Origin of the sequence: Seohaeicola saemankumensis (genome assembly GCF_042678485.1) — a bacterium.
GTDB lineage: Bacteria > Pseudomonadota > Alphaproteobacteria > Rhodobacterales > Rhodobacteraceae > Seohaeicola > Seohaeicola saemankumensis.
The window spans coordinates 1-26,250 of sequence record NZ_JBHTKR010000009.1 but is presented as its reverse complement, the minus strand read 5'-3'; the positions used below and the strand labels follow the sequence as shown (position 1 = coordinate 26,250).

Below are 26,250 nucleotides of genomic sequence, written 5' to 3'. Positions count from 1 at the left end.
TCAGCCCCGCGCCGACATGCGGAAATGTTCCAGCCAGGTCAGACCCTGCACGGTGCCCGACCTGGGCTTGTACTCGGCGCCGACGAAAGCGTCATATCCCAAGCCGCCAAGTTCGCGCATAAGCCAGTGATAATCGATCTCGCCCTGATCGGGTTCGCCGCGGTCGGGGACAGCGGCGATCTGGATATGGCCGATGATGGGCATCAGGTCACGCAGGTGGGTAAACAGGTCACCCTGCATGATCTGCATGTGATAACAGTCAAACATCAGCTTGAGGTTGGGTTTGTCCAGGGCAGCAATGATCCGCGCCGCGTGATCGGTGCCTGACAGGTGATAGCCCGGCACATCGCGGGTATTGATCGGCTCGATCAGGATGGTGATCCCGTGAGGGGCTGCCAGGTCGCAGGCATGGGCCAGGTTGGCGCGAAAGGTCGCGTCCGCGGTGTCGCCGCCATCTGTGCGACCTGCCATGACATGCACGGCCCTCGTACCCGTTGCCACGGCATAGTCCACTGCCTGCGATATGGCGGCCCGGGCTTCATGCTCGCGACCGGCCAGGGCGGCCAGACCAAAATCGCCAGCCGCCTTGTCACCCGGCCATGTGTTCAGCCCCAACATGGTCAGCCCGGTCTCGCGCAGCGACTGCACCACCTCGGTTGCGGGCACATCGTAGGGAAAGTGACACTCAACCGCGTCAAACCCTGCTGCTTTTGCGGCATGGATCGCTTGCGGCAATGGCAGGTCAGTGAAAAGAAAGCCGAGATTTGCGGAATAGCGCATCAGTCCCACTCCAGATCGAATTTACGGACCAGCGCGTCGATCTGATCCTGTGTCAGGGCGCGGGGCGAATGTCCGCGCAGCAGCAGCGCAAGCCTGGCAGTTTCTTCCAGTTCTTCCATCGCGAAAACGGCCGCTTCCAGATCCTTGGAGGCGACCACCGGCCCATGATTGGCCAGCAGCACAGCCGCGCGTTTTCCGCCCAGGCCGCGCAAGGCATCACCCATCGCCGCGTCACCGGGAAGGAAGAAGGGCAAAAGCGCCACCTTGCCCACACGCATCACGGCATAGGGTGTCAAAGGCGGCAGGACGTTGTCGGGATTTGTGTCCGGCAGCATCGACAAGGCAACGGAATGCGTGGAATGCAGATGCACCACTGCGCCCGCACTTTTGCGCGTTTCGTAAAAAGCGGCGTGAAGTGGCATTTCCTTGGTCGGTGCATCGCCGCCGATATGTCTACCCGCCGCGTCAAACCGCGACAGGTTCGCGGGATCAAGGCGTCCCAGGCTGACGCCGGTTGGCGTGACCAGAAGCCCTCCATCCTCGGTTCGAACAGAGATATTGCCGGACGCGCCACCCGTCAGACCGCGATTGAACATGGATGCCGCCCAGAAGCATATATCCTCGCGCAGCTTCGCGTCTGTCATCGGGCTGTGCCTTCCATCATGGCTGCGGCGCGGCTGAAGAAATCAGGGCCACCAAAATTGCCGGATTTGAGGGCGAGCACCAGCTTGTCCGAGGCACGGATCATCGGAACACCAGGGTCGATTTCCGGTCCGATCTCAAACGCGGCCAGGCCAAGCCCTTCGACGATGGCTCCGGATGTTTCGCCTCCGGCACTGATCATCCGTGTGACACCGCCAGCCACAAGGGCGCGGGCAAGATCCGCGAACAAGCCCTCGATCCTGGTGGCAACCGCCGCCTTGCCAAAGCGCGCCTGAGCGTCAATGACAACAGCTGGATCGGCAGAGGTATAGATCAGGGGCACCCCATCTTGCGCCAAAGCCCAATCTGCAAGGGCTTGCGCCGTGATTGCGCCGGACATGACCTGATCTGCGGTGACTTCGCGGGTTGGGTTGGACCTGGCGTGTTCTGCCACCTGACCACGTGTCGCGTTGGAGCAGGACCCCGAAAGGATGGCGGCCTTTCCGTCCTGCCCCATCCATTGGTTCTGCGTCGCGGACAGAAGTCCGCGCGCGCGAAAGTTTCCTGGCAGTCCCATCGCGATACCCGAACCGCCCGTGATCAACGGCAGATCGGCCGCCGCCTGGCCCAATGTGATCAAGTCAGCGTCGGTTATTGCGTCGGCCACCATCAGGCGGTGCCCCGCCTTGTCTTCTTCAAGCATCCGGGCGCGGGTGTGCGTGACGCCTTGCATGACAGCCTGTGCCGGCACAAGGCCCACAGTACCCTTGGTCTGATAGCCAAGCCAGCGGCGGATGTCCGGATCTGTCATCGGGGTCAGCGGATGATCCTGCATCCCGCTTTCATTCAGAAGCCGGTCCGCGACGAAAAGATGCCCCTGGTAGATCGAGCGCCCTGTTGCCGGAAACGCCGGGCAGACCAGGACCTGACGCGCATCCAGAGCATCGGCCAAAGCCTCGGCCACAGGGCCGATATTGCCTTCGCGCGTGGAATCGAAGGTAGAGCAGTATTTGAACAGGAATTGCGTACACCCCTGCGCGCGCAGCCAGTCCAAGGCTTCCAGCGAAAGCCTGACCGCGTCAGCAACGGCAATCGAGCGGGATTTGAGCGCGACAATCCCTGCCTCGACCTCGGCCGCCGCGGGTGCATCAGGCACGCCCACATATTGCGTAACGCGCATCCCGGCCTTGGTCAGCGTGTTTCCCAGATCGGACGAGCCGGTAAAATCATCCCCGATACAGCCCAGTAGCATCACTTGTTCCCTGGCAGTTTGAGTCCAGCGCGCGCCGCCACCAGCTTGGTGATGGCAGCATCATCTTCCTGGCCCAATCCAGCCTCGGCGGCCGCGCGGTATTGTGCCAATGCGGTTTCTGTCAGCGGCAGGGGCAGGTTGGCGCCTGCCGCGATATCGGTGACGATCCCCAGATCCTTGGGCCAGATATTGATCGTCGAACGCGGTGTATAGTCGGCGTCGATTACATGCGGCGCCCGGTTCTCGAACATCCAAGAGGTTCCGGCAGATACGCGGATCACATCCAGCACGCGTGCCAGGTCCAGCCCCTGCGAGGTTGCAAAGCCAAGCGCCTCGCCCATGGCTGCGATATGAACGCCGGCCAGCAGTTGATTGACCGCCTTCATTGCTGATCCGGGCCCCGCCTGATCGCCAAGCCGGTGAACAGTCTGCGCCATCGCTGCAAGTGCTTCTGCTGCACCCTCAAAGGCCGCTGCTGTGCCCGAAGCCATGACGGACAGCTCACCCGAAGCCGCGCGCAGCGACCCCCCCGAGATCGGGGCGTCAAGATAATGCAACCCGCGCGCCTGTGCCTGCGCTTCCATACGCTTTGCGAAATCGGGGGCAACAGTGGCGCAGGACAGGATCGTTCCGCCCGGCTTCAGTTGTTCCGCCCATCCTTCTGGGCCAAACAGCGCGGTTTCCGTCTGGGCCGCGTTCAACACAACGCAGATCAAGGCGTCAGCCGGCGGTGAAGCCTTTGTCAGCGCGTGGCCGCCGGCGTCCTGCAACTTGGCGATCTGTGCAGTGTTCAGGTCGAGGCCGTAAACCTCATGCCCTGCCCGCCGCAGCGATACCGCCATCCCGAGGCCCATAGAGCCTAATCCGATCACATGAAAAAGCGCCATGTCAGTTCCCGAATACAAGTTCCACCGGCCACAGTGTGATGGCAGGCACATAGGTGATGATCATCAGTGCGCCGAAAACGGTCAACACGAACCACAGCAGATGCGGGATGATCTTGTCGACGGACAGCTTGGCGACCGCGCAAGCCGCGAACAGGTTGACCCCCAGCGGCGGTGTGATCATGCCAAGCGCAAGATTGACCACGATGATCAGTCCGAAATGCACCGGATCCACGCCATAGGCGATTGCGATCGGGGTCAGGATCGGTGCCAGGACCAGGATCGCGGCCGAGGTTTCGATGAACATGCCGACAATCAGCAGCAGGATGTTCACCGCCAGCAGGAAGGCGACGCGGCTTTCGAAGACATCCTTGAACCACGCGGCAATCTCGTTCGGCAGGCCCGACCGGGTGATCAGGAATGAAAACAGCGATGCCGCTGCGATGATGATCATGATGGCTGATGTTGCTATGACCGTCTGTTTCAGGATGTCCGGCAGCATGCTGAATTTCAGCTCGCGGTAGATCCCCATGCCGACGATCAACGCGGCGGCCACGGCAGCGGCGCTGGCCTCGGTCGGAGTGAAAATTCCCGAATAGATACCGCCCAGGATCACGAAAGGCACCAGCAGGGCTGGCACGGCATTCAGGCTGGCGCGCGCAAAGCTGGATCGGTCCTCGCCGTCGCGCATCCCGATGCCGCGTATGCGGCAGAGCACAAGGACAAGGATCATCAGCGATGTTGCCACCAGGATACCCGGCCCGATACCGGCAACGAAAAGCTGCCCGATCGAGGTGTCAGTCGACACCCCGTACAGAATGAGCGGGATTGATGGCGGGATAAGAACGCCCAGCTCGGCCGAGCTTGCCTGGATCGAGGCGGCCATCGGTTTGGGATAGCCATGCTTGACCATGGCCGGGATCAGGATCGCCCCGATCGCAAAGGTCGTGGCCACGCTGGACCCCGAGACCGAGGCGAACATCATGCAGGTCAGGACGCAGGAACAAGCCAGCCCCCCCTGGATGCCGCCTACCATCGACTTGGCCAGTTCGACCAGACGATAAGAGATCCCGCCAGCCGACATCAGATTGCCCGCAAGGATGAAAAGCGGAATGGCCATCAAGGGGAAGCTGTCGATCCCGGTGAACATGCGTTGTGCCACCAGCAGCAGCGGCAAGCGCCCCTGCGTTTCGATACCGACGACAGACGCCAGTCCGATCGCGACAGCGATCGGCACGCCCATCAGAAACAGGATGGCCAGCGAAAGCCCCAGAGCGGTATTCATTCTTCAAGCTCCTTGATGGCTTTGTCGCGGGCCCAATCGCCCTGTGCGCCACGGATCATGCACGCCAATGTCGCGATGATGATGAAGACGGACCCGACCGGCAGCGCCGCATAGGCCCAGGCGATGGACACGTCGAGCGCGGCAAGGTTCTGGTTGGCGACCCTTTCGGTCATGGCCCAGCCTTGCCAGAACAAAATCGCGAAAAAGACTGCGGACAGGGCATTTGCGACAATGAAAAGGCTCAGACCAAGACGTGGCGGCAAAGCCTGCTGGATGATCTCGACCGAGATCATGGCACCATGGCGAAAGGCAACCGCAACACCCAGAAACACCGACCAGATCATCGCAGAGCGTGTGATGACCTCGGACCAGGTCGAGGGGCTGGCAAAGACGAAGCGTGTGATCACCTGGTACAAGGCAAGCGATGCCGCGATGATCAGGAAACCGATCGAAAGGCGCAGGGCAAGCCCGGTGGTGAAATCTTCAAATCGCAGGAATGCGCGCATTTTGCCCTCCGCTTCTGTCGGTGCAAAAAACCGGCGCAGTGTTCTGCGCCGGTCCTTGCGTCGTGATACAGTTTACTGGACCGCTTTGATCCGGTCGACCATCTCGGTGCCATACTGATCCGTATATACCGAGTAGGATGCTTCGGCGAGGGCCGCAAAAGGCGCCTTGTCGATGTCGGTGATCACTTCCATCCCGTTTTCGCGCAGCAGTGCAACGCCGGCTTCTTCAAGACGATTCACCTCGGCGCGGGTGGCTGCTGCGGATGCCTTTGCGGCCTCCATGAACCAGCCCTTCTGCTCGTCGGTCAGACCATCGAACAGAACGGGCGATGCCAGCACCACTGCGGGCGAATAGACGTGACCTGTCAGCGAGACGTGCTTCTGGACTTCCCAGAATTTCGAGGCGGTGATCACGGTGACCGGGTTTTCCTGGCCATCCACGACACCCTGTTGAAGCGCGGTGAACAGTTCGGGGAAAGCCATCGGCGTGGGCGCGGCACCCATGCCGCTGAAGGCAGTCATGTGCACCTTGTTTTCCATGGTGCGCAGTTTCAGACCTTCCAGGTCTGCGGGCGTGCGAACCGGACGCTGCGAGTTGGTCACGTGGCGGAAGCCATTCTCGGACCAGGCAAGGCCCACAAGGTTGTTTTCGCCGATCTTGGCCAGCAGTTCCTGACCGATCTCACCGTCCAGCGTCTTGCGGGCATGGTCGTAGTCGCGGAACAGGAACGGCAGGTCGAGGGCGAAGACCTCGGGCACGAAGTTGCCCAGCGGGCCAGTCGAGGTCACAACCAGGTCCAGCGACCCGATCTGCAAGCCTTCGATCATGTCACGCTCGCCGCCCAGCTGGCCAGCGGGGGCCTGCTCGCCCGTAAAGGTGCCGCCGGACAGTTCGGTCAGCGTATCGATGAAAGCCTGTGCGCCGACACCGTAATGCGAGGTCGGCGACAAGGCGTGGCCGACAACGATCTTCTGCTGCGCCTGTGCGCCGGTCGCCAGGACGGCTGCCGCGATAAGGCCAGTGATGAAATGTTTCATGATGCTCCTCCCATGAGCTTAGGTTTCAGGTGGTCAGGTCATTCCGCCGAGATACGGCCCATGTGGGACGTAACAAGGTCGGCAAAATCGGAATCGGGTTCAAACCCCAGCGCAAGGGCGCGCGGTGTCAGGATCTGGCCAGGCCAGCTTGCCACGATCGCCTCGATTGCGGGGTCATGCTCTGGCTTGATGCGCACAGCGACATCAGCGCCCGCAATGCGTGCAAGCGTGTCGATCATTGCGCCAACGGTCACGGTGACACCCGGCAATGTCAGGGTGGTATTCCCACCGATGCTGTCTTGCGACAGCCCGGCTGCATGCAGCGTATAGGCCAGCGCCCGATCCGGTGAGGCCAGATGCAGGCGCAGATCGCGCCCAACAGGCAGGATTGCGTCCTGTCCGGCCAAAGGCTCGCGGATGATCCCGCTGGCAAAACTGCTGGCGGCCTTGTTGGGCGCACCGGGCCGCACGGAAATCGTCGGAAAACGCAAGCTGCGCCCAAGAATGAACCCCTTGCGCGTGGCATCCCGCACCAGCAGTTCGCCCATCAGTTTCTGTGTGCCATAGGACGAACGCGGTGCGGGCAGCGTATCTTCTGTCAGCGTATCGTTGGCCGCACAGGAAAAGACCGCGACAGATGACGAAAACAGAAAAACCGGCGGCTTGGGCATCCTGCGACAGGCATTGATCAGGTCGATGGTCGATTGAAGATTGACCGCCATGCCCAGGTCGAAATCAGCCTCGGCCTGCCCGGATACCACGGCGGCAAGGTGGATCACCAGATCGGGTGCATCCGCGGCAATCCGGTCAAGGACATCGGGTGACGACAGCATCCCCGGCAGCGCGTGCACACGACGATGGCCCGCAGCCAAGGCGTTTAGCGGCGCTTCGGCAATGTCGGTCACAAGGATCGCCGAGATACGCCTTTCGGTCCCGTTCAACACAAGCGCATCGCGCGCAGCAAGCGCGTTCACAACCATCTGGCCGATGAAACCGGCCGCCCCCGTAACCAGAATTCTCAAGGTAAATTCTCCTCTGCGGGCAAGCTGTCATTGAATGACAGCGCTGTCAATCAGTGACATCATTCATTGCGAATCAACTATTCAGACCGGATGCTGCCGGGGCTGTCCAAGGGCGGCATCATGGCGCCCACTCAGGAAACTACTTCGTGTGAACAAAGAAAAATCACCCAGAAAACCTACACTGTTCGAGGTCGCCGCACATGCGGGCGTCAGCGAGATTACCGCATCTCGGGCGTTGCGCGGCAGCAATGTGGTGACCCCTGAAACCCTCCAGAAGGTGCAGGAGGCCGCGACCTCGCTGGGCTATCTGCGCAACCGACTTGCAGGCGCTCTGGCTGGCGGGCCTTCGAATCAGGTTGGCGTCATTCTTCCATCCCTGTCCAATATCGTTTTCCCCGATGTGCTGAAGGGACTGGAGGACCGGCTGGAACACGCGGGATTTCACCCGGTCCTGGGAATATCGAACTATGATCCGGAGCAGGAGGAACAGCTGATCCGCAACCTTCTGTCCTGGCGGCCCGCCGGTCTGGTGATCGCCCCAAGCGGCATGACTGAAAACAGTCGCACCATGCTTGCGGGGGCGGACCTTCCGGTGGTCGAAATCATGGATATCGATACAGATCCGATCGATATGGCCGTGGGCATGTCGCATCGGGGCGCGGGGCTGGCCATGGCGCGTCATCTGATCGCGCGTGGTTACCGACGCTTTGCCTATGTGGGCCATGATATCGCCCGCGACAACCGCGCTACTGCCCGACTTGACGGTTTCACGGCTGGCCTGAACGAGGCCGGGCTGAAAATGGTCGGCTGTGTGACCCTGGTCGAACCCTCTTCGGTCGCGCTGGGTCGGCGGGGCCTGAACATGTTGCTTGGCAGCGATTGCGCCAGACCGGATCTTGTCTATTTCTCGAATGACGACATGGCCGTGGGCGGGGTCTTTCATTGCATGGCGGTCGGCATCAGTCTGCCCGATCAGCTTGCCATCGCCGGTTTCAACGGTCTGGATATCGGCCAAAGCCTGCCGACCCCGTTGACCACGACAGCCTCGCACCGGGCACGGATCGGCGAGACAGCGGCAGCCTGCGTCCTGAAGCGGCTGTCCGGTGAAGAAACGCCACGTATGACAGATGTAGGATTCACCCTGATCGCGGGCGGAACCAGCTAAGCCTTGCGCGACGGAGTCGAAAACGCGGGCGTGCGGGAAGGCGCTGGCTTTTAGGTCCTATCCTTGCGAAAGGCTGGCAAGATAGACCATGTCAGGCCCGAAAATACGGTCGCTATGTTCCGCCAGATAGATTTTCATCCAGGGCGTGAACCGTTCCGGACGGCGGGCAACCTCGGCGACCAGATCCTGATAGTTGATCCAGCGGACCTCCATCACCTCATCCGGGTGGGGTGTCACCTTCAGCCCTGTGTCGGCGCGAGCCAGGTATATATCCACGACCTCGTGCTCGGTCATGCCGCGCCCGACGTCGGCGCGGTACTCGACCTGATCGCGATGTTCAGGGTGCAGACCTGTAATCCCCAGTTCCTCGCGCAGGCGGCGCACGGCGCAAACCTCTGGCGCCTCGTCCCAGTCGGGATGCGTACAGCAGGTATTCGCCCAAAGCCCGGGCGTGTGATATTTGCCCATGGCGCGGCGCTGGATCAGGACATCCATGCCCCGTATCACGAACACCGATACAGCCTTATGGCGCAGGCCACGCTGATGCACCTCAAGCTTGTCGACCGCCGTCAGCGCGCCATCGACCCAGGCTGGTATCATGATGCTCATACGCGGCTCGCCGGGATCAGGCGGGTCAGATGGGCCAGGTTCTTCAGCCCGATCTTCAGATGCGCCATCGGACGCGCCCGCACCAGTTTCTTGTTCATATAAGCCTCGAAGGTCAGCCGCTGCACATCGATGTCATGGCAGAGGGAAACGAACCTCTCCCGCCTTTCATCGGACCGATAATAGGCATTCTGCATCGAGGCAAGAACCCGGAACACCATCTTGTGTTCCTTCATGAAGAGTTGCCGCGCCAGTTTCAGATCGCGCACCCGCCCGGATGCCAGGCAGGCGGCCGCCGCAGTAGCCGCAACGCGACCCCCGACCATCGCATAGTAGATCCCTTCGCCCGAGGACGGTGCCACGACACCCGCCGCATCCCCTGCAAGCACTACATCGCGACCATTGTCCCAACGATCGAGGGGCTTGAGCGGGATCGGCGCACCCTCGCGGCGGATTGTCCTGCAATCGGTCAGCCCCGCCGCAGCCCGCAGATCGGCAGTTGCCTGTTTCAGATCGACACTGTCAACTTCGGTGCCCATGCCGACGCTGGCGGATTTGCCATGCGGAAAGACCCAGCCATAGAAATCAGGCGAAATCGCCCCGTCATAGATCACGTCACAGCGTTCCGGGTCATAGACGGCGGTTTTCGCGGGCGCTTCGATGATCTCGTGATAGGCCAGAACATACGGTATCTTGTCGCCACCCGGCACTTCAGTCCGCCCGACCCTGGAGCGAGCGCCATCGGCACCGATCACCAGTTTCGTGGCCAGGCGCTTTTCCTCGCCCGAGGTCTTGTCGCGGTAGATGACATGCGTTCCGGCATCGTCCCTTTCGATCCGCAGATAGGTGCCGGTCAGCCGGGTTGCCCCGGCCTGCGCTGCGCGCACACGCAAGAACTCGTCGAAATGTTCACGGTCCACCATGCCGACGAAACCATTCTCGATCGGGATATCGACCGCGCGCCCTGTGGGCGAGATCATCCGGGCCGTGGTGATCCTGGCCACGATCTGCTCATCGGGAATGTCGAAATCCGCGATCAGCCGGGGCGGAATGGCGCCCCCGCAAGGCTTGATCCGCCCTTCCCTGTCCAGCATGGCGACCCGGATACCCGAGCGCGCAAGATCTTCGGCAGCAGTGGCACCGGACGGGCCTGCGCCCACAACAACGACATCAAACATGATCATTCCCCCGGAACCAGTTGAGCGCCGCCTCGGCGGCTTTCCATTATACGTGTGGCCATGAAGGCCGCGGCCAGAAACAACGCAGCCTCGGCCAGAAACACCGCGCCGAAGGCCGGCGCGTCCTGCCCAAGAAGCGCCCGCAGCACATCGACTGCGGCAGCGCCAAGCAATCCGCCAAATCCTGCGGCAATGGCCTGTGCCGCGCCCCAAAGGCCCATGCGCGTGCCCTCGCGCGCGCCGCGGCCCTCGCCGGCCAGGGCCATCATCGACCCGATGGCGGCGACAGCAAACATCCCGTTGAAGAACCCAAGTGCCACGACGGCAGGCATCAAAGGTGCGCCGGGGCCCAGCGGGCCAAGCAAGGTCAACACGCCAAGGCTGGCCGCAGACCCCAGGCAGCCTGCCACGACCCAGGCCCGCAAACTGCCCAGCCGCAGGCCGGTTGCCGCGATCCCCACGATCAGCATGCCGACGAAGACACCCCCGTTCTGCGCGCCCGACAGGGATGTGGACTGACCCGGTGTAAAGGCAAAGACCAGCCCCGCATAAGGTTCAAGGATCAGTTCCTGCATGAAATAGGCGGTCATCGACAAGAACACGAACAGCGTGAACATGCGCGCCTTGGGCTCTGCCCAGACCTCGCGCAGCCCCACCATGAAGGGCATGCGATCAGGTTCGGGCTGGGCATCGACACCGCGTTCGACCTGCCAGATCGCCAGCGTGGTCAGGATAACGGCGCCCAGGGTCACGATCCCCACGATCCGCATCAACAGCGCATGGCTGTAAGGGTCAAGATTGGCACCCACCACGCTCGCGGTCACCGCGATCCCGAAAATCATCATCAGCCAGGTGATCGTGGCCGCTGCGGCGCGGCGACGCGGGGCCGTGGCCGTGGCCAGCAAGGCAAGCAAAGAAGTGCCAGAAGCCCCTGCCCCCAGCCCGATCATGGCATAGGCAAGGATTGAAAGCGTCAGCCCCGCAGCGAAACTGCTTTCGAGAACGGGAATGGACAGCGCAGCGATGAAAGCCCCTGATGACAGGATTGCCATGCCGCCGATGATCCAGCGTGTACGCTTGCCCGACGTGTCCGAGCGATAGCCCCAATTCGGGCGCGTGATCTGGATACCGTAGTGCAGCGCCACCAGAAAGCCGGGCAGCAACGCGGGCAGCGCCAGTTCGACAACCATCAAGCGGTTCAAGGTCGAGGTGGTCAGAACGACAACCGCGCCCAGGCACATCTGCACCAACCCAAGTCGAATGATCGAGAGCCAGGACAGCGTCATGGCAGCACCTCCAGCGTCCGGATGGCGAAGGCGGCGATCATCATGCCGCCCACGTAAAGCGTGACCCCCGTACCGTTGTACCAGGGGGCGCGGCCTTTCGGGTCTGTCAGAAGCACGCGCATCGCCCAGATCTGCGCGGCCAGCACGGCAGCGATGGCGGCTGCGTGAAGCGGGCGATCCCATGCCAGCAGCAGGACAATCACACCCAGCTGCGGCAGGCCCATGACCCAGCAGGCCAGACGCGCGGCCCGCGCGGGTCCCATGGTCACCGGCAGGGAATTCACCCCCATCTGGCGGTCGCCTTCAAGGGCCTTGAAATCGTTCAGCGTCATGATTCCGTGTGCGCCTATACCGTAGATCAAGGCCACGATCACCACGGGCCATGACGGTGCTCCGGCGCTCAGAACAGCGGCGCCCGTGAACCAGGGCAGGGATTCATAGGACAAACCCACAAGACCCGGCCCCCAGATGCCGGAACGCTTCATGCGGATGGGTTCGGCGGAATAAGCCCAAGCGGCCAGAACACCGACCACGGTCGCCCCAAAGCCCCAAGGCCCCAGTTGCCAGCCCACCAGCAAGGACAGGACTGTCATTGTCAGGGCGATCCACAGACCCCAACGCCCCGGTATGCGACCGGACGGGATCGGACGATCTGGTTCGTTGATCGCATCCACATGGCGGTCACACCAGTCATTCGCCGCCTGTGACATGCCGCAAACGATAGGCCCGGCCAGCACCACACCCAGCAGGATCATTCCCCAGTGACCTGCAGGCGCGACACCAGAGGAAATGACGCCGCACAGATAAGCCCACATCGGCGGAAACCATGTGATAGGCTTGATCAGCCGCAACATTGCTGCCGGTTCAGGAAGGGTGCGAATATGTAAGGCTTGGTTTACACTCATGTGTAAACTATGACATTACATTTCGAGTCGACGCAAGGAAAACAGCAGCGCCGGATCAATCTGAAACGTCAGGATATACAGGGGCAGAGCAGGCGCCACAGCGCCCTAGTCGTCGCCGTCCTTGCTGAGCAAACCATACTTGCGCAACTTGACGTAAAGACTTTGCCGGGACAGTCCCAACATCTCAGCCGCAGCTACACGGTTGTTCCGTGTCAGTGTCACGGCTGTTTCGATGCACATCTTTTCGACGACATCCGTGGTTTCCGCCACGATTTCCTTCAGCGTGGCCGAACCAACCAGCTCCATGACGCTGTGTTGCGAACCGTCGTCAACGGTTGTGACCGGCTTGCGGACGGCGTCAACACGGCTGACATCGCGCAGCACAAAGGCGATCGCGGGGCTGCTGCGATCGTTCAACCAGGTTGTCGCCACCTCGATGGCAACCTTGGCGCCGTAATCATTCACCAATTGGGTGGCATACATACGCATATTGCCGGACCGCTGCGCGTTATCGATCAGCACGTTCAGGTCAATCTGGCCACGCGCCAGGAAATCACCCAGACTGCGCCCCTTGACGTCCGACATATGCGCCGCGTCGGCCATATTCAGAAAACTGTCATTGGCAGCAGCAATCACGCCTTTGGAGTCGGTGAAAACAACCGCATCCGCCCCGTTCTGATAGAGCGTGGACAGGTTCTGCATAAGCTGGTCATCGACCACACGCACATCTTCGCCGGGATCAAGCCGGCAGATCAGCACCCGCTCGCCCCCGGCCCGGAATACTGTCGGCGTGATCGTCACGCGTTTGCGGCTGCGTCTTGTCTGCGCCTCAAGATCGGACATGGATTCCGAAATGGCCAGATTGACGAGGGATTCCACAAATTCCCCGCTCCGCTTGTCCTTGAACTCCTGCGCGAATGTCGCGCCGGTCAGATCGTCGCGCGAGGCCCCCAGAAGGCTTGCCGCGGGATCATTGATGTCTTTGATGCGCCCGGTGCCGACCGAGACAAAGGCGATGGCGTCACGCGTCGTGGCCAGCAGCAAACGGTAACGCGAGTCGAACTCGCGGCGCGCTTCATAGCCGCGTTCAAGCGCCATTTGCGCCTGCACCAGGTGTTGTTGCGTCTCGGCGATAAGACGCAGGTCACGACCCAGCATCAATATCTGGCCATCGGTACCGATCCGATGAAAGGTGTAACGAATGGGGAATTCCCAGACTGCGTTGTCGGAGTGGTTCAACTCGATCGGGCGCAGGATCTCGTCTGTATCAACGAAACGCTTCACGGCCGCTTCGAACTTCGGCACGCTTTCCAGGGTCAGGAATTGCTGGATCCTGCGCCCTTCCCAATGATCAAGGTTTCCATATGATGTGTCATTCGCGTTGATGAGAACCGATTGCACGATGCAATCACGTGAGATCACCAGAGCAATATCCGACGCCGCAGCGACAATGCTACGCAGAAATTCCGGCTCGATCAGCGGGACAGAACCGCTGGACCAGAAGTGGGATCCACCCTTCGTCATCTATTCCGCCACAAGCTTTTTGCGAACAGATCCGGAGTCACGAAGCCTGAGGGCCATTTGCAAATCATTCGTGGCAAGGTCGACGCCAACCCTTTCTTGAACATCGCTGAATTGGTTTAGAACCGTACCTCCCAGGATCAGGGGGGGAACATTACGCAGTGACATTCGCGTGTGTCTAACGAATTGAGCAACATTTTCAAGAGTCTGGGCGCTCGCACAGGAAAACATGATCAGATCGTACCAATCATGCTTCAATGCACGGCGAAATTCCTGGGCCGTTGCCCCCAGGATCATGCGCACCGAATGACCTTCAAGGCGCAAGTTGGCGGCAATGGTGACACATCCCAAAGTGTGCAGGTCATTCTCGCAAATCACCAGCAAGATGCCCAACTGATCGCAGGAGGATCCGCCCACCCCCCGTTCGGACCAGTCCGAGGACAACACACGCACCATGTCCTGCAACCGCGCGCTGGCGGTTGTCACCTGGGCGAAGCTCATTTCGCTCTGGTTCCAGCGGCAGCCCAGATGGCGCGCGGCTTCGGGGATGTAGCAGTTGATGATGTCCTTGTCCGACAGATGCGCCGCACGCAGCATCGACAGCGCGCCTTCGGTGTCAAAGTTTCCGGGGGCGGCAATCGCTGTCAGCAGCCGATCAATGATTGCGTCACACAGCAAGGCCCGCTCGGCCATGCTGCGCTCACGCAGAACCGAGATCACCCGATTTGCCAGATCACCGACCTGGAAAATACCTCGGATCGCAGGGGGCTGCGTGTCACCGGGCTGCCTATGGCTGGGTCTTCTTGACATATGCGCTCCGCGACAGGCCTCGGAGGGTTTCGCTTTCCGGCGCGTCGCGCTGAATGTAAGCCTCCGACTCTCGTCATTGTCGAGTTTTGGCGCCCAAATGTCAAAGATAATAGACAGTTTAGGCGACTTTATCGTTAAGCCAAAAACTACCTATACGCTAAGACACTAATAATAGTGCATAAAATTGCAATTCCCACCACCCGTCTAGCAAAAATTACACATCCAGACTTACAGCGCTGTTGTGTAAGTTTTAGTTGACACTTTTGACCGGACACCGCTACGCTTTATTGGAGGCCGCGAAGGGAGTCGGGAATGTCGCATAGCCTAACAGGCAAATCGGTCCGTACCGGCCTCTATACCGAGGCTGAACGGCAGCGTCGCGACTCCACCGCATGGACCTTGGTTCAGGGGGTCCTGGCCCCGTTTCAATTCCTGGTTTTCCTGATCTCGCTGGGCCTTGTTCTGCGCTACCTTGCGACAGGCGCCGGATACGAGGCGGCCACCCTGTCGATCGTCGCCAAAACCGGCATCCTTTACCTGATCATGGTGACCGGGGCGATCTGGGAAAAGGTTGTCTTCGGCCAGTATCTTTTTGCACCCGCCTTCTTCTGGGAGGACGTGTTCAGCTTTGCGGTCATCGGACTACATTCTGCATATATAATAGCACTTTACACCGATGCCCTTGATCCGAACGGGCTCATGCTCCTGGCTCTTGCGGCCTATGCCGCCTATGTGATCAACGCGGTTCAGTTCCTTCTGAAACTGCGCGCTGCGCGGCTTCAATCCGAGGGGCGCGCATGACCGTCAACAGCCCCCTTCCCAAGACCACAGGATGCCGCGAAACGCCAGTCCTCAAGCAGCGCGGACAGCGCGAGGTTTTCTGCGGATTGACCGGCATCATCTGGCTGCACCGCAAGATGCAGGATGCCTTCTTCCTTGTCATCGGATCGCGGACCTGCGCGCATCTTCTGCAAAGCGCGGCAGGCGTCATGATCTTTGCCGAACCACGGTTCGGAACCGCGATTCTCGAAGAGACGGATCTGGCCGGAATGGCCGATGCACAAGACGAGCTTGACAGCGTTGTCGCGCAGCTTCTGTCTCGTCGACCTGACATAAAGCAGCTTTTCCTTGTCGGCTCCTGCCCGTCGGAAGTGATCAAGCTTGATCTGGCACGGGCCGCAGAACGCATGACCCAGACATATGCCCCGCATGTGCGCGTTCTGAATTTCTCGGGTTCGGGAATCGAAACCACGTTCACGCAGGGCGAAGATGCCTGCCTTGCGTCGATGGTGCCCGTGCTGCCCGTGTCAACATCACGAGAGTTGATGCTGGTTGGCGCGCTGCCCGATGTGGTTGAACAACAGGCCATCAGCCTGCTGACCCAGATGGGCATTGGCCCGATCCGGGTATTGCCCGCGCCCCGCGCCGCCGATCAGTTTGGCGTTGGGGAAAACACCGTCTTTGCACTGACGCAGCCTTTTCTGGGCGACACGCATGCTGCATTGGAACGGCGCGGCGCCCGTCACATCGCGGCGCCTTTCCCCTTTGGCGAGGAAGGCACGACCGCATGGCTGGCCGCCATTGCCCAGGAATTTGGTGTCGCACAGGACGTTTTCGACCGCGTCACCGCCGCACCACGTGACCGCGCCCGCCGAGCCGTCGCGCAGGCGTCCGAAAGCCTGCGAGGCAAGACAGTATTCTTCTTCCCCGACAGCCAGCTTGAGATTCCGCTGGCGCGCTTCCTGACACGTGAATGCGGCATGACCGCCATCGAAGTCGGTGCGCCCTATATCCATCAGAACATCGTCGGCCCCGACCTTGACCTGCTTGTGCAAGGCCCCGTCCTGAGCGAGGGGCAGGATGTCGACCTGCAACTTGATCGCTGCCGCGCCGCGCGCCCTGATCTGACAGTTTGCGGGCTTGGCCTGGCCAACCCTCTGGAAGCCGAGGGCATGACCACCAAGTGGGCAATCGAACTGGTTTTCACACCTGTGCATTTCTACGAACAAGCCGGCGATCTTGCAGGGCTCTTCTCGCGCCCGCTGCGCCGTCGCGGCCTTCTCAAGCTGGAGGCCGCCGAATGAAGCTGACTGTCTGGACATATGAAGGTCCGCCCCATGTGGGCGCGATGCGCGTCGCGACTGCCATGAAGGGGCTGCATTACGTGTTGCATGCACCGCAGGGCGATACCTATGCGGACCTGCTGTTCACGATGATCGAACGGCGCAACCACCGTCCGCCCGTGACCTACACCACCTTTCAGGCCCGCGATCTCGGGTCCGACACGGCGCAACTTTTCCAGGATGCCTGCCGCGATGCCTATGAGCGTTTTCAACCCGAAGCCATCATCGTCGGCGCCTCCTGCACGGCAGAGCTGATCCAGGACGATCCCGGCGGCATGGCCGAAACCATGGGTCTGCCGGTCCCGGTGATCGCACTTGAGCTGCCCAGCTATCAGCGCAAGGAAAACTTCGGGGCGGATGAAACCTTTTTCCAGATCGTGCGGCATCTGGCCCGGCCCGTGGCCAAGACCGACCGCATCACTTGCAACCTGATCGGCGCGACAGCACTCGGATATCGTCATCGCGACGATATCGAGGAACTGACGGGCCTTCTGTCCGATATGGGCGTTGACATAAATGTCTGCGCGCCGATGGGGGCTACCCCTTCCGATATCGCGCGTCTGGGCGCGGCACATTTCAACGTGCTGATGTATCCTGAAACCGGCGAAAGCGCGTGCCGCTGGATGGAGCGCGACCTGGGCCTGCCTTTCACGAAAACCGTGCCCATTGGTGTCGGCGCAACCCGTGATTTCATCGCCGAAGTCTCTGCGCTGACCGGATTGTCGCCCAAGATCGATGAAAGCCGTCTGCGCCTGCCCTGGTACTCTGCCTCGGTGGACAGCACCTACCTGACAGGCAAGCGCGTCTTCCTGTTCGGCGATGGCACCCATGTGAAAGCTGCCGCAAGGATCGCGCGCGATGAAATGGGGTTCGAGGTGGTGGGCCTGGGGTGCTACAACCGGGAAATGGCCCGGGATGTCCGCGCCCTTGCCAAGGATTTCGGCCTGACCGCCCTGATCACCGAGGATTATCTAGAAGTTGAGGCCGCGATCGAGGCGCTCGCCCCCGAGATGATCCTTGGCACCCAGATGGAGCGGCATATCGGCAAGCGTCTGGGCATCCCCTGCGCGGTTATTTCCGCACCTGTCCATGTGCAGGATTTCCCTGCCCGCTATAGCCCGCAGATGGGCTTTGAAGGCGCGAATGTGATCTTTGACACATGGGTGCATCCGCTGGTCATGGGGCTTGAGGAACACCTGCTGCACATGTTCCGCGAAGATTTCGAATTCCATGATGCCGCAGGCGCCAGCCATCACGGCGGCAAGGCGATGCCCGCGCCAGACGCGGCCGAAGTCATTGTCGTGGCGGCGAACAGTGACGCCCCTGCCACGCAAAGCGGCGAGGTCATCTGGCTGACCGATGCCGAACGGGAATTGAAGAAGATACCCTTCTTCGTCCGCGGAAAAGCCCGGCGCAACACCGAAACCTTCGCCCAGCAGAAGGGCCTGCACGAAATCAGCGTTGATACGCTTTACGAGGCAAAGGCCCATTATGCGCGATGACCGGATAACAAACGCGCCCTTGCCCGGCTACAGGTTCGTGATCCTCACGCTGGACAGCCATGCGGCGGGTCCTGCCGAGCGGGCAATGGAAAAGCTGGCGCAAGACTACCCTGGCCTGTCGCTCAGCATTCATGCCGCCGCGGAATGGGGTGAAACACCCGGTGCCTTTGAGGCCGCCGAAGACGCAGTGGCGAATGGCGATATCGTCGTTGCCAACCTCCTGTTTCTTGAGGAACATGTCGCGCGTATCCTGCCCGCGCTTGAACGGCGCCGCGACCATTGTGACGCGATGATCGGCGTCATCGCGGACGCCGCCATCGTCAAGCTGACGCGGATGGGTTCGCTGGACATGATGAAGCCGGCATCGGGCACCATGCAGCTGATGAAGAAGCTGCGCGGATCGTCGAAGCCTTCAAGCTCCTCCGGGGCGGAAAAGATGGCGATGTTGCGCCGCCTGCCCAAAGTGCTGCGGTTCATTCCCGGTACAAGCCAGGATCTGCGCGCCTGGTTCCTGACCATGCAATACTGGCTGGGCGGAAGCGATGAAAACGTGGAAGCAATGCTGCGCTTCCTTCTCAACCGTTATGCCAGGGAATCGGGCTGGAAAGCTGCACCCAAGGCGGCAGCGCCGATCGAATATCCAGACTGCGGCCTTTACCACCCGGACCTGCCGGGGCGCATCACAACTGACGCGGCATTGCTGCCGACGCCAGCCGGCGCCAGCTTTACCGTTGGTCTGCTGCTGATGCGGTCCTACGTGTTGTCGGCGGATACCGCCCATTACGATGCCGTCATCCGGGCCTTTGAGGCACGTGGCATGCGCGTGATTGCATCCTTTGCGGGAGGGCTGGATGGGCGCCCTGCGATTGACGGGTTTTTCCGCGACACCAAGGGCGCGAAGATCGACGCGATGGTATCGCTTACCGGGTTCTCGCTTGTGGGCGGGCCGGCCTATAACGACAATGAATCCGCGATCAAGGTTCTGAAAGAACTGGATATTCCCTATATCGCGGCGCACCCGCTGGAATTCCAGACCCTGGGACAATGGGCGATGAGCCCGCAAGGCCTGGGCCCGATCGAGACAACGATGCTGATCGCGCTGCCCGAGCTTGATGGCGCGACCAACCCCACCATCTTTGCGGGTCGCCACGGACTGGATGGATGCCAGGGCTGCAATCACATGTGCACCAGCCAATCGCGCAACAAGGCGATGGCCCCCTGCCCGGAGCGGATCGACAGCCTGGCAGAGAAAACACTTAGGCTGGCACGACTGCGCCAGAAGCGGAACGCCGACAAGAAAGTGGGCATCGTCCTGTTCGGCTTTCCGCCCAACGCGGGCGCGGTCGGCACGGCGGCCTATCTGAGCGTGTTTGAAAGCCTGTTCAACACCCTGCTTCAGATGAAAGAAGACGGGTATGACCTTGAGGTTCCCGACAGCGTCGATGCGCTTCGCGAAGCCGTGCTGGAGGGCAATGCCCGTCAATACGGGCAACAGGCAAATGTCGCCGACAAGGTCAGCGCCGACACCATCGTGCGCACCACCCCCCCGCTCAAGATGATCGAAGCGGTCTGGGGTCCGGCGCCCGGCAAGATCCAGTCGGACGGACAGGGTGTGTTCGTGCTTGGCAAGCATTTCGGCAATGTCTTTGTCGGGGTGCAGCCCACCTTCGGCTATGAGGGCGATCCGATGCGCCTTCTGTTTGAAAAAGGCTTTGCACCGACCCATGCCTTCACCGCCTTCTACCTGTGGCTGAAGAATACACTCGAGGCGGATGTGATCCTGCATTTCGGAATGCACGGGGCGCTGGAATTCATGCCGGGCAAACAGGCAGGGCTGGGCGCGCGCGACTGGCCCGACCGCCTGATCGGCGAGATGCCAAATGTCTATCTCTACGCGTCGAACAACCCGTCCGAGGCCAGCCTTGCCAAGCGCCGGTCAGGCGCGGTCACGATCACGCATCTGACACCGCCGCTGGCAGTGTCCGGCCTTTACAAAGGGTTGCTTGAACTCAAGGACAGCCTGACCCGCTGGCGCACGTCCGAACCGGACTCGCATGAACGCGATGAGCTGCGTGACCTGATTGCAGAACAGGCCGCCGCCGTGGATATGCCCGGCGCCGACCCCGAGACGCTCTGGCTCAAGCTGCTTGAAACACAAGATGCGCTGATCCCGGACGGGCTGCACGTTCTGGGCAAGGGATTCAGTGATGCGGCACGCGCCGAATACCTGAGCCTGATGGATGGTGCGGATGCCGAAACCCTGGCGCGGGTGGATCATCTGCTGCAACAGCAAACCGAAATTCCGGCCCTGATGCGGGCCCTGTCGGGCAGATTCATCGAACCGGTGCCGGGCGGCGATCTTATCCGTTCAAGCGACGTGCTGCCGACGGGGCGCAATATCCATGCCTTCGATCCGTTCCGCATGCCGACGGAATATGCCTGCCGCGATGGCGCAAAGCAGGCACAATTGCTGCTGGATACCCATCCAACCGTGCCACGCACGATTGCCCTGGTGCTTTGGGGATCGGACAACATCAAATCAGATGGCGGCCCGATCGGACAGGCGCTTGCGCTGATGGGGTGCAAACCCCGCTTCGACAGTTTTGGCCGCATCTCGGGTGCCGACCTTGTCCCGCTGCCCGAACTGGGTCGGCCCCGGATCGACGTGATCATGACACTGTCAGGTATTTTCCGCGACCTGCTACCCCTGCAAACCCGCCTGCTGGCCGAGGCCGCGCTGAAATGTGCCAAGGCCGAAGAGCCTGCCGAACTGAATTTCATCCGGGCCCATGCCCTGGCGTATATGAAGACATCCGGGTGCAGCATCGAAGAGGCGTCTCTGCGCGTCTTCTCGAACGCCGAAGGGGCCTATGGCTCGAACGTCAACGCGCTGGTGGACAGCTCTGCCTTCGGTGACGAGGATGAACTTGCGGATGCCTACGAAGCCCGCAAGAGCTTTGCCTATGGTGTTGATGGAAAGGCTTCGGCCAATACGGCCTTGCTGCAATCAAGACTGTCCGAAGTGGATTTGGCCTACCAGAACCTTGAATCGGTCGAACTGGGTGTGACCACGGTCGACCACTATTTCGACACGCTGGGCGGGATCGCACGCGCCGTGAAACGGGCCAAGGGATCGGATGCTGCCGTCTATATCGGCGACCAGACCCGGGGCGGCGCAAAGGTGCGCACGCTCAAGGAACAGGTTGCTCTTGAAACCCGCTCGCGCCAGCTCAACCCCAAGTTTTTCGAAGGGCTTCTGAAGCATGGCTCGGAAGGTGTGCGGCAGATCGAGGCTGCGGTGACCAATACCATGGGCTGGTCGGCAACCACCGGACAGGTCGACCCATGGGTCTATCAGCGGATTTCCGAGACATTCGTTCTGGACGAGACCATGCGCAAGCGGCTGGCCGATCTGAACCCGGTCGCCTCCAGCCGGATGGCCAATCGCCTGCTGGAAGCAAGCGACCGCGCTTATTGGACCCCCGATGCCGCCACACTGGCCGCGCTTCAGGCGGCCGCCGATCAACTGGAAGACCGGATGGAAGGGGTGGCCGCAGAATGACCGGAGCACCGACCATCGCATCACGTTCGCAGTGGGGGCCAGCCCCCACACCCCCGGGATATTTCCGGCAAGAAGATACAGGGCGCATTGCCCGGTTTGAAAGGAGGCTCTCATGAGCCCACGCGATGAAATCCCCAACCTGCGCGGCCTTGATGGCGAAGGATCCGTGCAAGTGCATCAGGATTCAGAGACCAAGATCGAAGGCGCAAAGGTGTTTTCGGTCTATGGCAAGGGGGGGATCGGGAAATCGACGACCTCAAGCAACTTGTCAGCCGCTTTTTCCAAGCTGGGAAAGCGGGTGCTGCAGATCGGTTGCGACCCGAAGCATGACAGCACCTTTACCCTGACGGGCAGCCTTGTGCCCACGGTGATCGACATCCTCAAGGACGTGGATTTCCATTCCGAAGAACTGCGCCCCGAAGACTTCGTCTTCGAGGGTTACAATGGCGTCAAATGCGTCGAGGCGGGCGGCCCGCCCGCGGGAACGGGTTGCGGCGGCTATGTCGTGGGACAGACCGTCAAGCTGCTGAAACAGCATCACCTGCTGGAAGACACCGATGTGGTCATCTTCGATGTGCTGGGTGATGTGGTCTGCGGTGGTTTCGCAGCCCCCCTGCAACATGCGGACCTGGCCCTGATCGTGACGGCCAATGATTTCGATAGCATTTACGCGATGAACCGGATCATTGCAGCCGTGCAGGCCAAGTCGAACAACTACAAGGTCCGGCTGGCAGGTTGCGTGGCCAATCGCAGCAAGGACACCGACGAGGTGGATCGCTACTGCCGCACAGTCGGCTTCAACCGCATCGGCCACATGCCGGATGTCGATGCGCTGCGCCGGTCGCGGCTGAAGAAGAAGACCCTGTTCGAGATGCCGGATGACGAGGATATCGTGCAGTGCCGGGCCGAATACATGCGGCTTGCGGAGGCGCTGTACAATTCGACCGAGACGCTGGCCCCGGCCCCCCTGCCCGACCGCGAGATTTTCGAACTGCTTGGATTCGATTGATGAGCTATGACAGCACCCTGAACCGCGTCGAAACCTATTTCGACAAGACCGCGACCCGGACCTGGGAGCGGCTGACCTCGGATGCGCCGGTTTCGCGGATCCGGGAAACCGTGCGGCGCGGGCGCGATGGGATGCGAGCCAGAATGCTGGCGCAATTGCCGACGGACCTGCGCGGTGCGCGGGTTCTGGATGCTGGGTGCGGTGCCGGGCAAATGACGGCGGAACTGGCCGCGCGCGGGGCCGATGTGTTGGCCGTGGACATCTCGCCTGCACTGGTCGAGATCGCCCGCAAGCGTCTGCCGGACGATCTGCCCGGACGGGTCACTTTCGCGTCTGGCGATATGCTTTCTGACGAGCTTGGTCACTTCGACCATGTGATGGCCATGGACAGCCTGATCTACTATGGCGATGAAGATATCCGTAACGCTCTGATAAAGCTTGGTCATCGCACATCGTGTTCGATCGTCTTCACGGTTGCACCGCGCACCACCTTGCTGATGGGCATGTGGTATGCGGGTAAACTGTTCCCACGCTCGGACCGCTCTCCCGTCATGATCCCCCATTCGCCGGCATCCCTGGCCCATGGCCTGCGCGGGTCCGGCCGGATCCGCGACCATGGGCGCGTCACCTCTGGTTTCTACATCTCGCAAGCGCTGGAGTTCACATCGTGACACGCAAGGTGCCCCAGTTCCTGACCCGTATCACCACGAGCATGCTGCCCTTCGCGGACGCAGCCAGTGTCGAGCTGCCGATGGGGCAATTGTTGCGCCTGTCGCTGTTCCAGGTATCGGTCGGCATGGCTTCGGTCATGTTGCTGGGCACGCTGAACCGGGTGATGATCGTCGAGTTGAACCTGGCCGCAATGATCGTCGCGTTCATGATCGCGCTTCCGGTTCTGATTGCGCCGTTTCGCGCGCTGCTGGGGTTCCGGTCGGATACCCATCGCAGCGCCATCGGCTGGAAGCGCATTCCTTATCTGTGGTTCGGATCTCTCTGGCAGTTCGGTGGGCTGGCCGTGATGCCCTTCGCCCTTTTGGTACTGGGTGGTGATGTTGTCCATGCCATCCCGTTTGCTGGCGAAGTTCTGGCGGCGCTGGCCTTCCTGATGACGGGCCTCGGCCTGCACATGACGCAAACTGCCGGGCTTGCCTTGGCAAGCGACCGCGCCACCGATGAGACGCGGCACCGCGTGGTGGCGCTGCTATATGTGATGTTCCTGCTGGGAATGGGCGCATCCGCCCTGATCATCGGCTTCCTCTTGCAGGATTTCACCAGCCTGAAGTTGATCCGCGTCGTACAAGGCGCCGCCGTGATCGGCATCGTACTTAACGTCATTGCCCTGTGGAAACAGGAACATGTACGTCCGATGAGCCGCGAAGAGCGCGAGGCGCCGCGTCCGAAGTTTTCTGATGCCTGGGCCGACCTGATGGCAGGCGGCACAGCAGGCCGACTGCTGGCGGTGGTCTTTCTGGGCACGATGGCCTTCAACATGCAGGATGTTCTGCTGGAGCCATATGGCGGCGAGATCCTTGGCCTGTCGGTTGCCGCGACAACCACCCTGACCGCGCTTTGGTCCATCGGGGCCTTGATGGGTTTCGCGCTGGCGGCCCGCATGCTGAGCCGCCGCGCCAATCCCTATCGCATGGCCGCCACCGGCATTCTTGCCGGGATCATCGCCTTTTCCACCGTGATCTTCGCGGCGCCGATGAACTCTCCCACGATCTTTTTCGCAGGCGCCGCCATGATCGGCTTTGGCGGAGGGTTGTTCGCGATCTCGACATTGATGGCCGCAATGACCATGCCCGCCCAGGGCCTGGCAGGGCGCGGACTGGCCCTTGGTGCATGGGGCGCGGCACAGGCGACGGCGGCAGGATCATCCATCGCCATTGGTGGAACCCTGCGCGACTGGGTCAATCACCTGGCCCTGCAAGGGCAGTTGGGCGAGGCGCTCAACAGCAATGCAACGGGTTACTCCGTCGTTTATCACACTGAAATAGCTATTCTTTTTATTACCCTGGTTGCTCTGGGCCCGCTGGTGCGGACCGTCACCTCCAGGTTCGACCAACCCGACCATGGGCCGACCGGCATCGGCCTGGCCGACTTTCCAACCTGATCCAAGGCTCCCCTAAGGAGGACACGACCATGACAGAGACTTTCTTCGGCGAATTCGATCTGGCCAGCCTGACGCTCTGGCTATTCTACGGTTTCTTCGCCCTGCTCATCATTTACATCCAGCGTGAAAACATGCGCGAAGGCTACCCGCTTGAGGACGATGACGGCAACGTTTCGGCCAACCAGGGCCTGTTTCCGGTACCGGATGACAAGACCTTCAAGCTGTCCCATGGACGCGGTGACGTGACCGTTCCCAGCGGCCAGAACCCCGAGCGCAGTGATATCGCGGTACGCAAGACGGCGGCCGGCAACGGCTTTCCCTTCGAGCCGACCGGCGATCCGATGATCGACGGTGTTGGCCCTGCCTCCTGGGCGCCGCGTCGCGATGTCCCGGAACTGGACGGCAAGGGTCATCCCAAGATCATCCCGATGGCCGCGACCGAGCATTTCCATGTCTCGGCCGGGCGCGATCCGCGCGGCCTGCCGGTGCAGGCGGGCGATCTGGAGATCGTGGGCAGCATCGTCGACATGTGGATCGACGAGCCGGAGCAACTTGTGCGCTATCTCGAGATCAAGCTGGACCCGGAATGGGGCGAAGGAACCCGGCTGGTTCCGATGACCCTGTGCCGGATCAAGTCCGACCGGGTCAAGATCCACTCGATCTTCGGAAAGCACTTCAACACCGTGCCCAAGACCGCATCACAGCGGCAGGTCACCTTGCTCGAGGAAGACAAGATCTCGGCCTACTACGCAGGCGGCAAGCTCTATGCCAGCCAAGACCGGCTTGAGCCGCAACTCTGATACACGAAAAGGGGGTCCATCATGTCCCATGACGATTTTGACCAAGAACCGGTAAAAGGTCTGCCGGAACTTCCGCCCGAGGGCGAAGTGATCCTCTGGCAGGGTCGTCCCGACTGGTGGGCCCTCACCCGTGAAGCGCTGAACATCTACTGGGTGATCGGGTATTTCCTGTTCCTGTTCGCATGGCGCTTCGTGATACTGAGCGATCAGGTCACCCTCACGCAGGCCATCAGCGGATCGACACCTTTTCTGGTGCTGGGG

The 26,250-nt window shown here is 61.1% G+C and carries 23 protein-coding genes and 1 pseudogene; 10 read left to right on the top strand and 14 right to left on the bottom strand.

Going from position 1 to position 26,250, the window contains the following annotated elements:
* The 8 genes from ACFQ3C_RS18090 to denD all read right to left on the bottom strand — a co-directional run bounded on the left by ACFQ3C_RS18090 (position 1) and on the right by denD (position 7,409).
* A complete protein-coding gene (locus tag ACFQ3C_RS18090) occupies positions 1–780 on the bottom strand; it encodes a hydroxypyruvate isomerase family protein (RefSeq protein WP_380794871.1) in 780 nt (259 codons plus the stop codon).
* Positions 780–1,424: a 3-oxo-tetronate 4-phosphate decarboxylase gene (gene otnC / locus ACFQ3C_RS18085; protein ID WP_380794869.1), complete on the bottom strand. Its 645-nt coding sequence runs from the start codon at positions 1,422–1,424 to the stop codon at positions 780–782. The genes ACFQ3C_RS18090 and otnC overlap by 1 nt, the downstream gene beginning before the upstream one ends.
* Positions 1,421–2,674 (bottom strand): 3-oxo-tetronate kinase, encoded by a 1,254-nt coding sequence (otnK, locus tag ACFQ3C_RS18080; protein WP_380794867.1) that lies wholly within the window; start codon positions 2,672–2,674, stop codon positions 1,421–1,423. The genes otnC and otnK overlap by 4 nt, the downstream gene beginning before the upstream one ends.
* Entirely contained in the window at positions 2,674–3,561 is an 888-nt protein-coding gene (ltnD, locus tag ACFQ3C_RS18075; protein WP_380794864.1) for an L-threonate dehydrogenase, read from the bottom strand. The genes otnK and ltnD overlap by 1 nt, the downstream gene beginning before the upstream one ends.
* Position 3,562: 1 nt before the next feature.
* Positions 3,563–4,843: a TRAP transporter large permease gene (locus ACFQ3C_RS18070; protein WP_380794861.1), complete on the bottom strand. Its 1,281-nt coding sequence runs from the start codon at positions 4,841–4,843 to the stop codon at positions 3,563–3,565.
* A complete protein-coding gene (locus ACFQ3C_RS18065; RefSeq protein WP_380794858.1) occupies positions 4,840–5,349 on the bottom strand; it encodes a TRAP transporter small permease in 510 nt (169 codons plus the stop codon). The genes ACFQ3C_RS18070 and ACFQ3C_RS18065 overlap by 4 nt, the downstream gene beginning before the upstream one ends.
* A 72-nt stretch (positions 5,350–5,421) precedes the next feature.
* Positions 5,422–6,387, bottom strand: coding sequence for a TRAP transporter substrate-binding protein (locus tag ACFQ3C_RS18060; RefSeq protein WP_380794855.1), 966 nt, complete (start codon positions 6,385–6,387; stop codon positions 5,422–5,424).
* A gap of 38 nt (positions 6,388–6,425) precedes the next feature.
* Positions 6,426–7,409 carry a D-erythronate dehydrogenase gene (denD, locus tag ACFQ3C_RS18055; RefSeq protein WP_380794853.1) on the bottom strand — a complete coding sequence of 328 codons (984 nt, stop codon included), beginning with the start codon at positions 7,407–7,409 and terminating at the stop codon, positions 6,426–6,428.
* 148 nt (positions 7,410–7,557) lie between these two features.
* Between denD and ACFQ3C_RS18050 the strand changes: the two genes are divergently transcribed.
* Entirely contained in the window at positions 7,558–8,574 is a 1,017-nt protein-coding gene (locus ACFQ3C_RS18050; RefSeq protein ID WP_380794850.1) for a LacI family DNA-binding transcriptional regulator, read from the top strand.
* 57 nt (positions 8,575–8,631) lie between these two features.
* Here the strand turns inward: ACFQ3C_RS18050 and idi are convergent, their stop codons facing one another.
* The 6 genes from idi to ACFQ3C_RS18020 all read right to left on the bottom strand — a co-directional run bounded on the left by idi (position 8,632) and on the right by ACFQ3C_RS18020 (position 14,790).
* Entirely contained in the window at positions 8,632–9,183 is a 552-nt protein-coding gene (idi, locus tag ACFQ3C_RS18045) for an isopentenyl-diphosphate Delta-isomerase (protein ID WP_380794847.1), read from the bottom strand.
* Entirely contained in the window at positions 9,180–10,358 is a 1,179-nt protein-coding gene (locus tag ACFQ3C_RS18040; RefSeq protein ID WP_380794845.1) for a geranylgeranyl diphosphate reductase, read from the bottom strand. The genes idi and ACFQ3C_RS18040 overlap by 4 nt, the downstream gene beginning before the upstream one ends.
* 2 nt (positions 10,359–10,360) lie before the next feature.
* Positions 10,361–11,644, bottom strand: coding sequence for a BCD family MFS transporter (locus tag ACFQ3C_RS18035; protein WP_380794842.1), 1,284 nt, complete (start codon positions 11,642–11,644; stop codon positions 10,361–10,363).
* Positions 11,641–12,549, bottom strand: a complete 909-nt coding sequence (gene chlG, locus ACFQ3C_RS18030; protein WP_380794840.1) for a chlorophyll synthase ChlG — start codon at positions 12,547–12,549, stop codon at positions 11,641–11,643. The genes ACFQ3C_RS18035 and chlG overlap by 4 nt, the downstream gene beginning before the upstream one ends.
* Before the next feature lie 105 nt (positions 12,550–12,654).
* Complete coding sequence (gene ppsR, locus ACFQ3C_RS18025; RefSeq protein WP_380794838.1) at positions 12,655–14,073, bottom strand: transcriptional regulator PpsR; 1,419 nt, start codon at positions 14,071–14,073, stop codon at positions 12,655–12,657.
* A complete protein-coding gene (locus ACFQ3C_RS18020; protein ID WP_380794835.1) occupies positions 14,074–14,790 on the bottom strand; it encodes a cobalamin B12-binding domain-containing protein in 717 nt (238 codons plus the stop codon). It lies immediately after the preceding gene.
* Between the two features lie 402 nt (positions 14,791–15,192).
* On the opposite strand from ACFQ3C_RS18020, the gene bchF reads away from it, so the two are divergent.
* From bchF to ACFQ3C_RS17975, 9 genes and pseudogenes are all read left to right on the top strand, one after another.
* Positions 15,193–15,681, top strand: a complete 489-nt coding sequence (gene bchF / locus ACFQ3C_RS18015; protein WP_380794832.1) for a 2-vinyl bacteriochlorophyllide hydratase — start codon at positions 15,193–15,195, stop codon at positions 15,679–15,681.
* On the top strand, positions 15,678–16,964 hold the full coding sequence (locus tag ACFQ3C_RS18010) for a ferredoxin:protochlorophyllide reductase (ATP-dependent) subunit N (RefSeq protein WP_380794830.1): 1,287 nt from the start codon (positions 15,678–15,680) through the stop codon (positions 16,962–16,964). Before bchF ends, ACFQ3C_RS18010 begins: the two co-directional genes overlap by 4 nt.
* Complete coding sequence (gene bchB / locus ACFQ3C_RS18005; RefSeq protein WP_380794828.1) at positions 16,961–18,505, top strand: ferredoxin:protochlorophyllide reductase (ATP-dependent) subunit B; 1,545 nt, start codon at positions 16,961–16,963, stop codon at positions 18,503–18,505. The genes ACFQ3C_RS18010 and bchB overlap by 4 nt, the downstream gene beginning before the upstream one ends.
* Positions 18,495–22,067, top strand: coding sequence for a magnesium chelatase subunit H (locus tag ACFQ3C_RS18000; protein ID WP_380794825.1), 3,573 nt, complete (start codon positions 18,495–18,497; stop codon positions 22,065–22,067). The genes bchB and ACFQ3C_RS18000 overlap by 11 nt, the downstream gene beginning before the upstream one ends.
* Positions 22,068–22,179: 112 nt before the next feature.
* Positions 22,180–23,076, top strand: coding sequence for a ferredoxin:protochlorophyllide reductase (ATP-dependent) iron-sulfur ATP-binding protein (bchL, locus tag ACFQ3C_RS17995; protein WP_380794823.1), 897 nt, complete (start codon positions 22,180–22,182; stop codon positions 23,074–23,076).
* Positions 23,076–23,747 carry a magnesium protoporphyrin IX methyltransferase gene (gene bchM / locus ACFQ3C_RS17990; protein ID WP_380794820.1) on the top strand — a complete coding sequence of 224 codons (672 nt, stop codon included), beginning with the start codon at positions 23,076–23,078 and terminating at the stop codon, positions 23,745–23,747. Before bchL ends, bchM begins: the two co-directional genes overlap by 1 nt.
* 41 nt (positions 23,748–23,788) lie before the next feature.
* A complete protein-coding gene (locus tag ACFQ3C_RS17985) occupies positions 23,789–25,189 on the top strand; it encodes a PucC family protein (RefSeq protein ID WP_380794971.1) in 1,401 nt (466 codons plus the stop codon).
* Positions 25,190–25,218: 29 nt separating this feature from the next.
* On the top strand, positions 25,219–25,989 hold the full coding sequence (gene puhA / locus ACFQ3C_RS17980) for a photosynthetic reaction center subunit H (protein ID WP_380794817.1): 771 nt from the start codon (positions 25,219–25,221) through the stop codon (positions 25,987–25,989).
* 21 nt (positions 25,990–26,010) lie between these two features.
* A pseudogene (locus tag ACFQ3C_RS17975) lies at positions 26,011–26,250 on the top strand (photosynthetic complex putative assembly protein PuhB); the annotation flags it as partial.

Coding starts and splice junctions, on each gene's coding strand:
- bchF (WP_380794832.1), top strand. CDS start 15,193: ATGTCGCATAGCCTAACAGGCAAATCGGTCCGTACCGGCCTCTATACC.
- puhA (WP_380794817.1), top strand. CDS start 25,219: ATGACAGAGACTTTCTTCGGCGAATTCGATCTGGCCAGCCTGACGCTC.
- bchB (WP_380794828.1), top strand. CDS start 16,961: ATGAAGCTGACTGTCTGGACATATGAAGGTCCGCCCCATGTGGGCGCG.
- ACFQ3C_RS18065 (WP_380794858.1), bottom strand. CDS start 5,349: ATGCGCGCATTCCTGCGATTTGAAGATTTCACCACCGGGCTTGCCCTG.
- ACFQ3C_RS18040 (WP_380794845.1), bottom strand. CDS start 10,358: ATGTTTGATGTCGTTGTTGTGGGCGCAGGCCCGTCCGGTGCCACTGCT.
- chlG (WP_380794840.1), bottom strand. CDS start 12,549: ATGAGTGTAAACCAAGCCTTACATATTCGCACCCTTCCTGAACCGGCA.
- ACFQ3C_RS18070 (WP_380794861.1), bottom strand. CDS start 4,843: ATGAATACCGCTCTGGGGCTTTCGCTGGCCATCCTGTTTCTGATGGGC.
- otnC (WP_380794869.1), bottom strand. CDS start 1,424: ATGACAGACGCGAAGCTGCGCGAGGATATATGCTTCTGGGCGGCATCC.
- ACFQ3C_RS18090 (WP_380794871.1), bottom strand. CDS start 780: ATGCGCTATTCCGCAAATCTCGGCTTTCTTTTCACTGACCTGCCATTG.
- ACFQ3C_RS18035 (WP_380794842.1), bottom strand. CDS start 11,644: ATGACGCTGTCCTGGCTCTCGATCATTCGACTTGGGTTGGTGCAGATG.
- ACFQ3C_RS18060 (WP_380794855.1), bottom strand. CDS start 6,387: ATGAAACATTTCATCACTGGCCTTATCGCGGCAGCCGTCCTGGCGACC.
- ppsR (WP_380794838.1), bottom strand. CDS start 14,073: ATGACGAAGGGTGGATCCCACTTCTGGTCCAGCGGTTCTGTCCCGCTG.
- ACFQ3C_RS18010 (WP_380794830.1), top strand. CDS start 15,678: ATGACCGTCAACAGCCCCCTTCCCAAGACCACAGGATGCCGCGAAACG.
- ACFQ3C_RS18000 (WP_380794825.1), top strand. CDS start 18,495: ATGCGCGATGACCGGATAACAAACGCGCCCTTGCCCGGCTACAGGTTC.
- ACFQ3C_RS17985 (WP_380794971.1), top strand. CDS start 23,789: ATGCTGCCCTTCGCGGACGCAGCCAGTGTCGAGCTGCCGATGGGGCAA.
- bchL (WP_380794823.1), top strand. CDS start 22,180: ATGAGCCCACGCGATGAAATCCCCAACCTGCGCGGCCTTGATGGCGAA.
- otnK (WP_380794867.1), bottom strand. CDS start 2,674: ATGCTACTGGGCTGTATCGGGGATGATTTTACCGGCTCGTCCGATCTG.
- ltnD (WP_380794864.1), bottom strand. CDS start 3,561: ATGGCGCTTTTTCATGTGATCGGATTAGGCTCTATGGGCCTCGGGATG.
- idi (WP_380794847.1), bottom strand. CDS start 9,183: ATGAGCATCATGATACCAGCCTGGGTCGATGGCGCGCTGACGGCGGTC.
- bchM (WP_380794820.1), top strand. CDS start 23,076: ATGAGCTATGACAGCACCCTGAACCGCGTCGAAACCTATTTCGACAAG.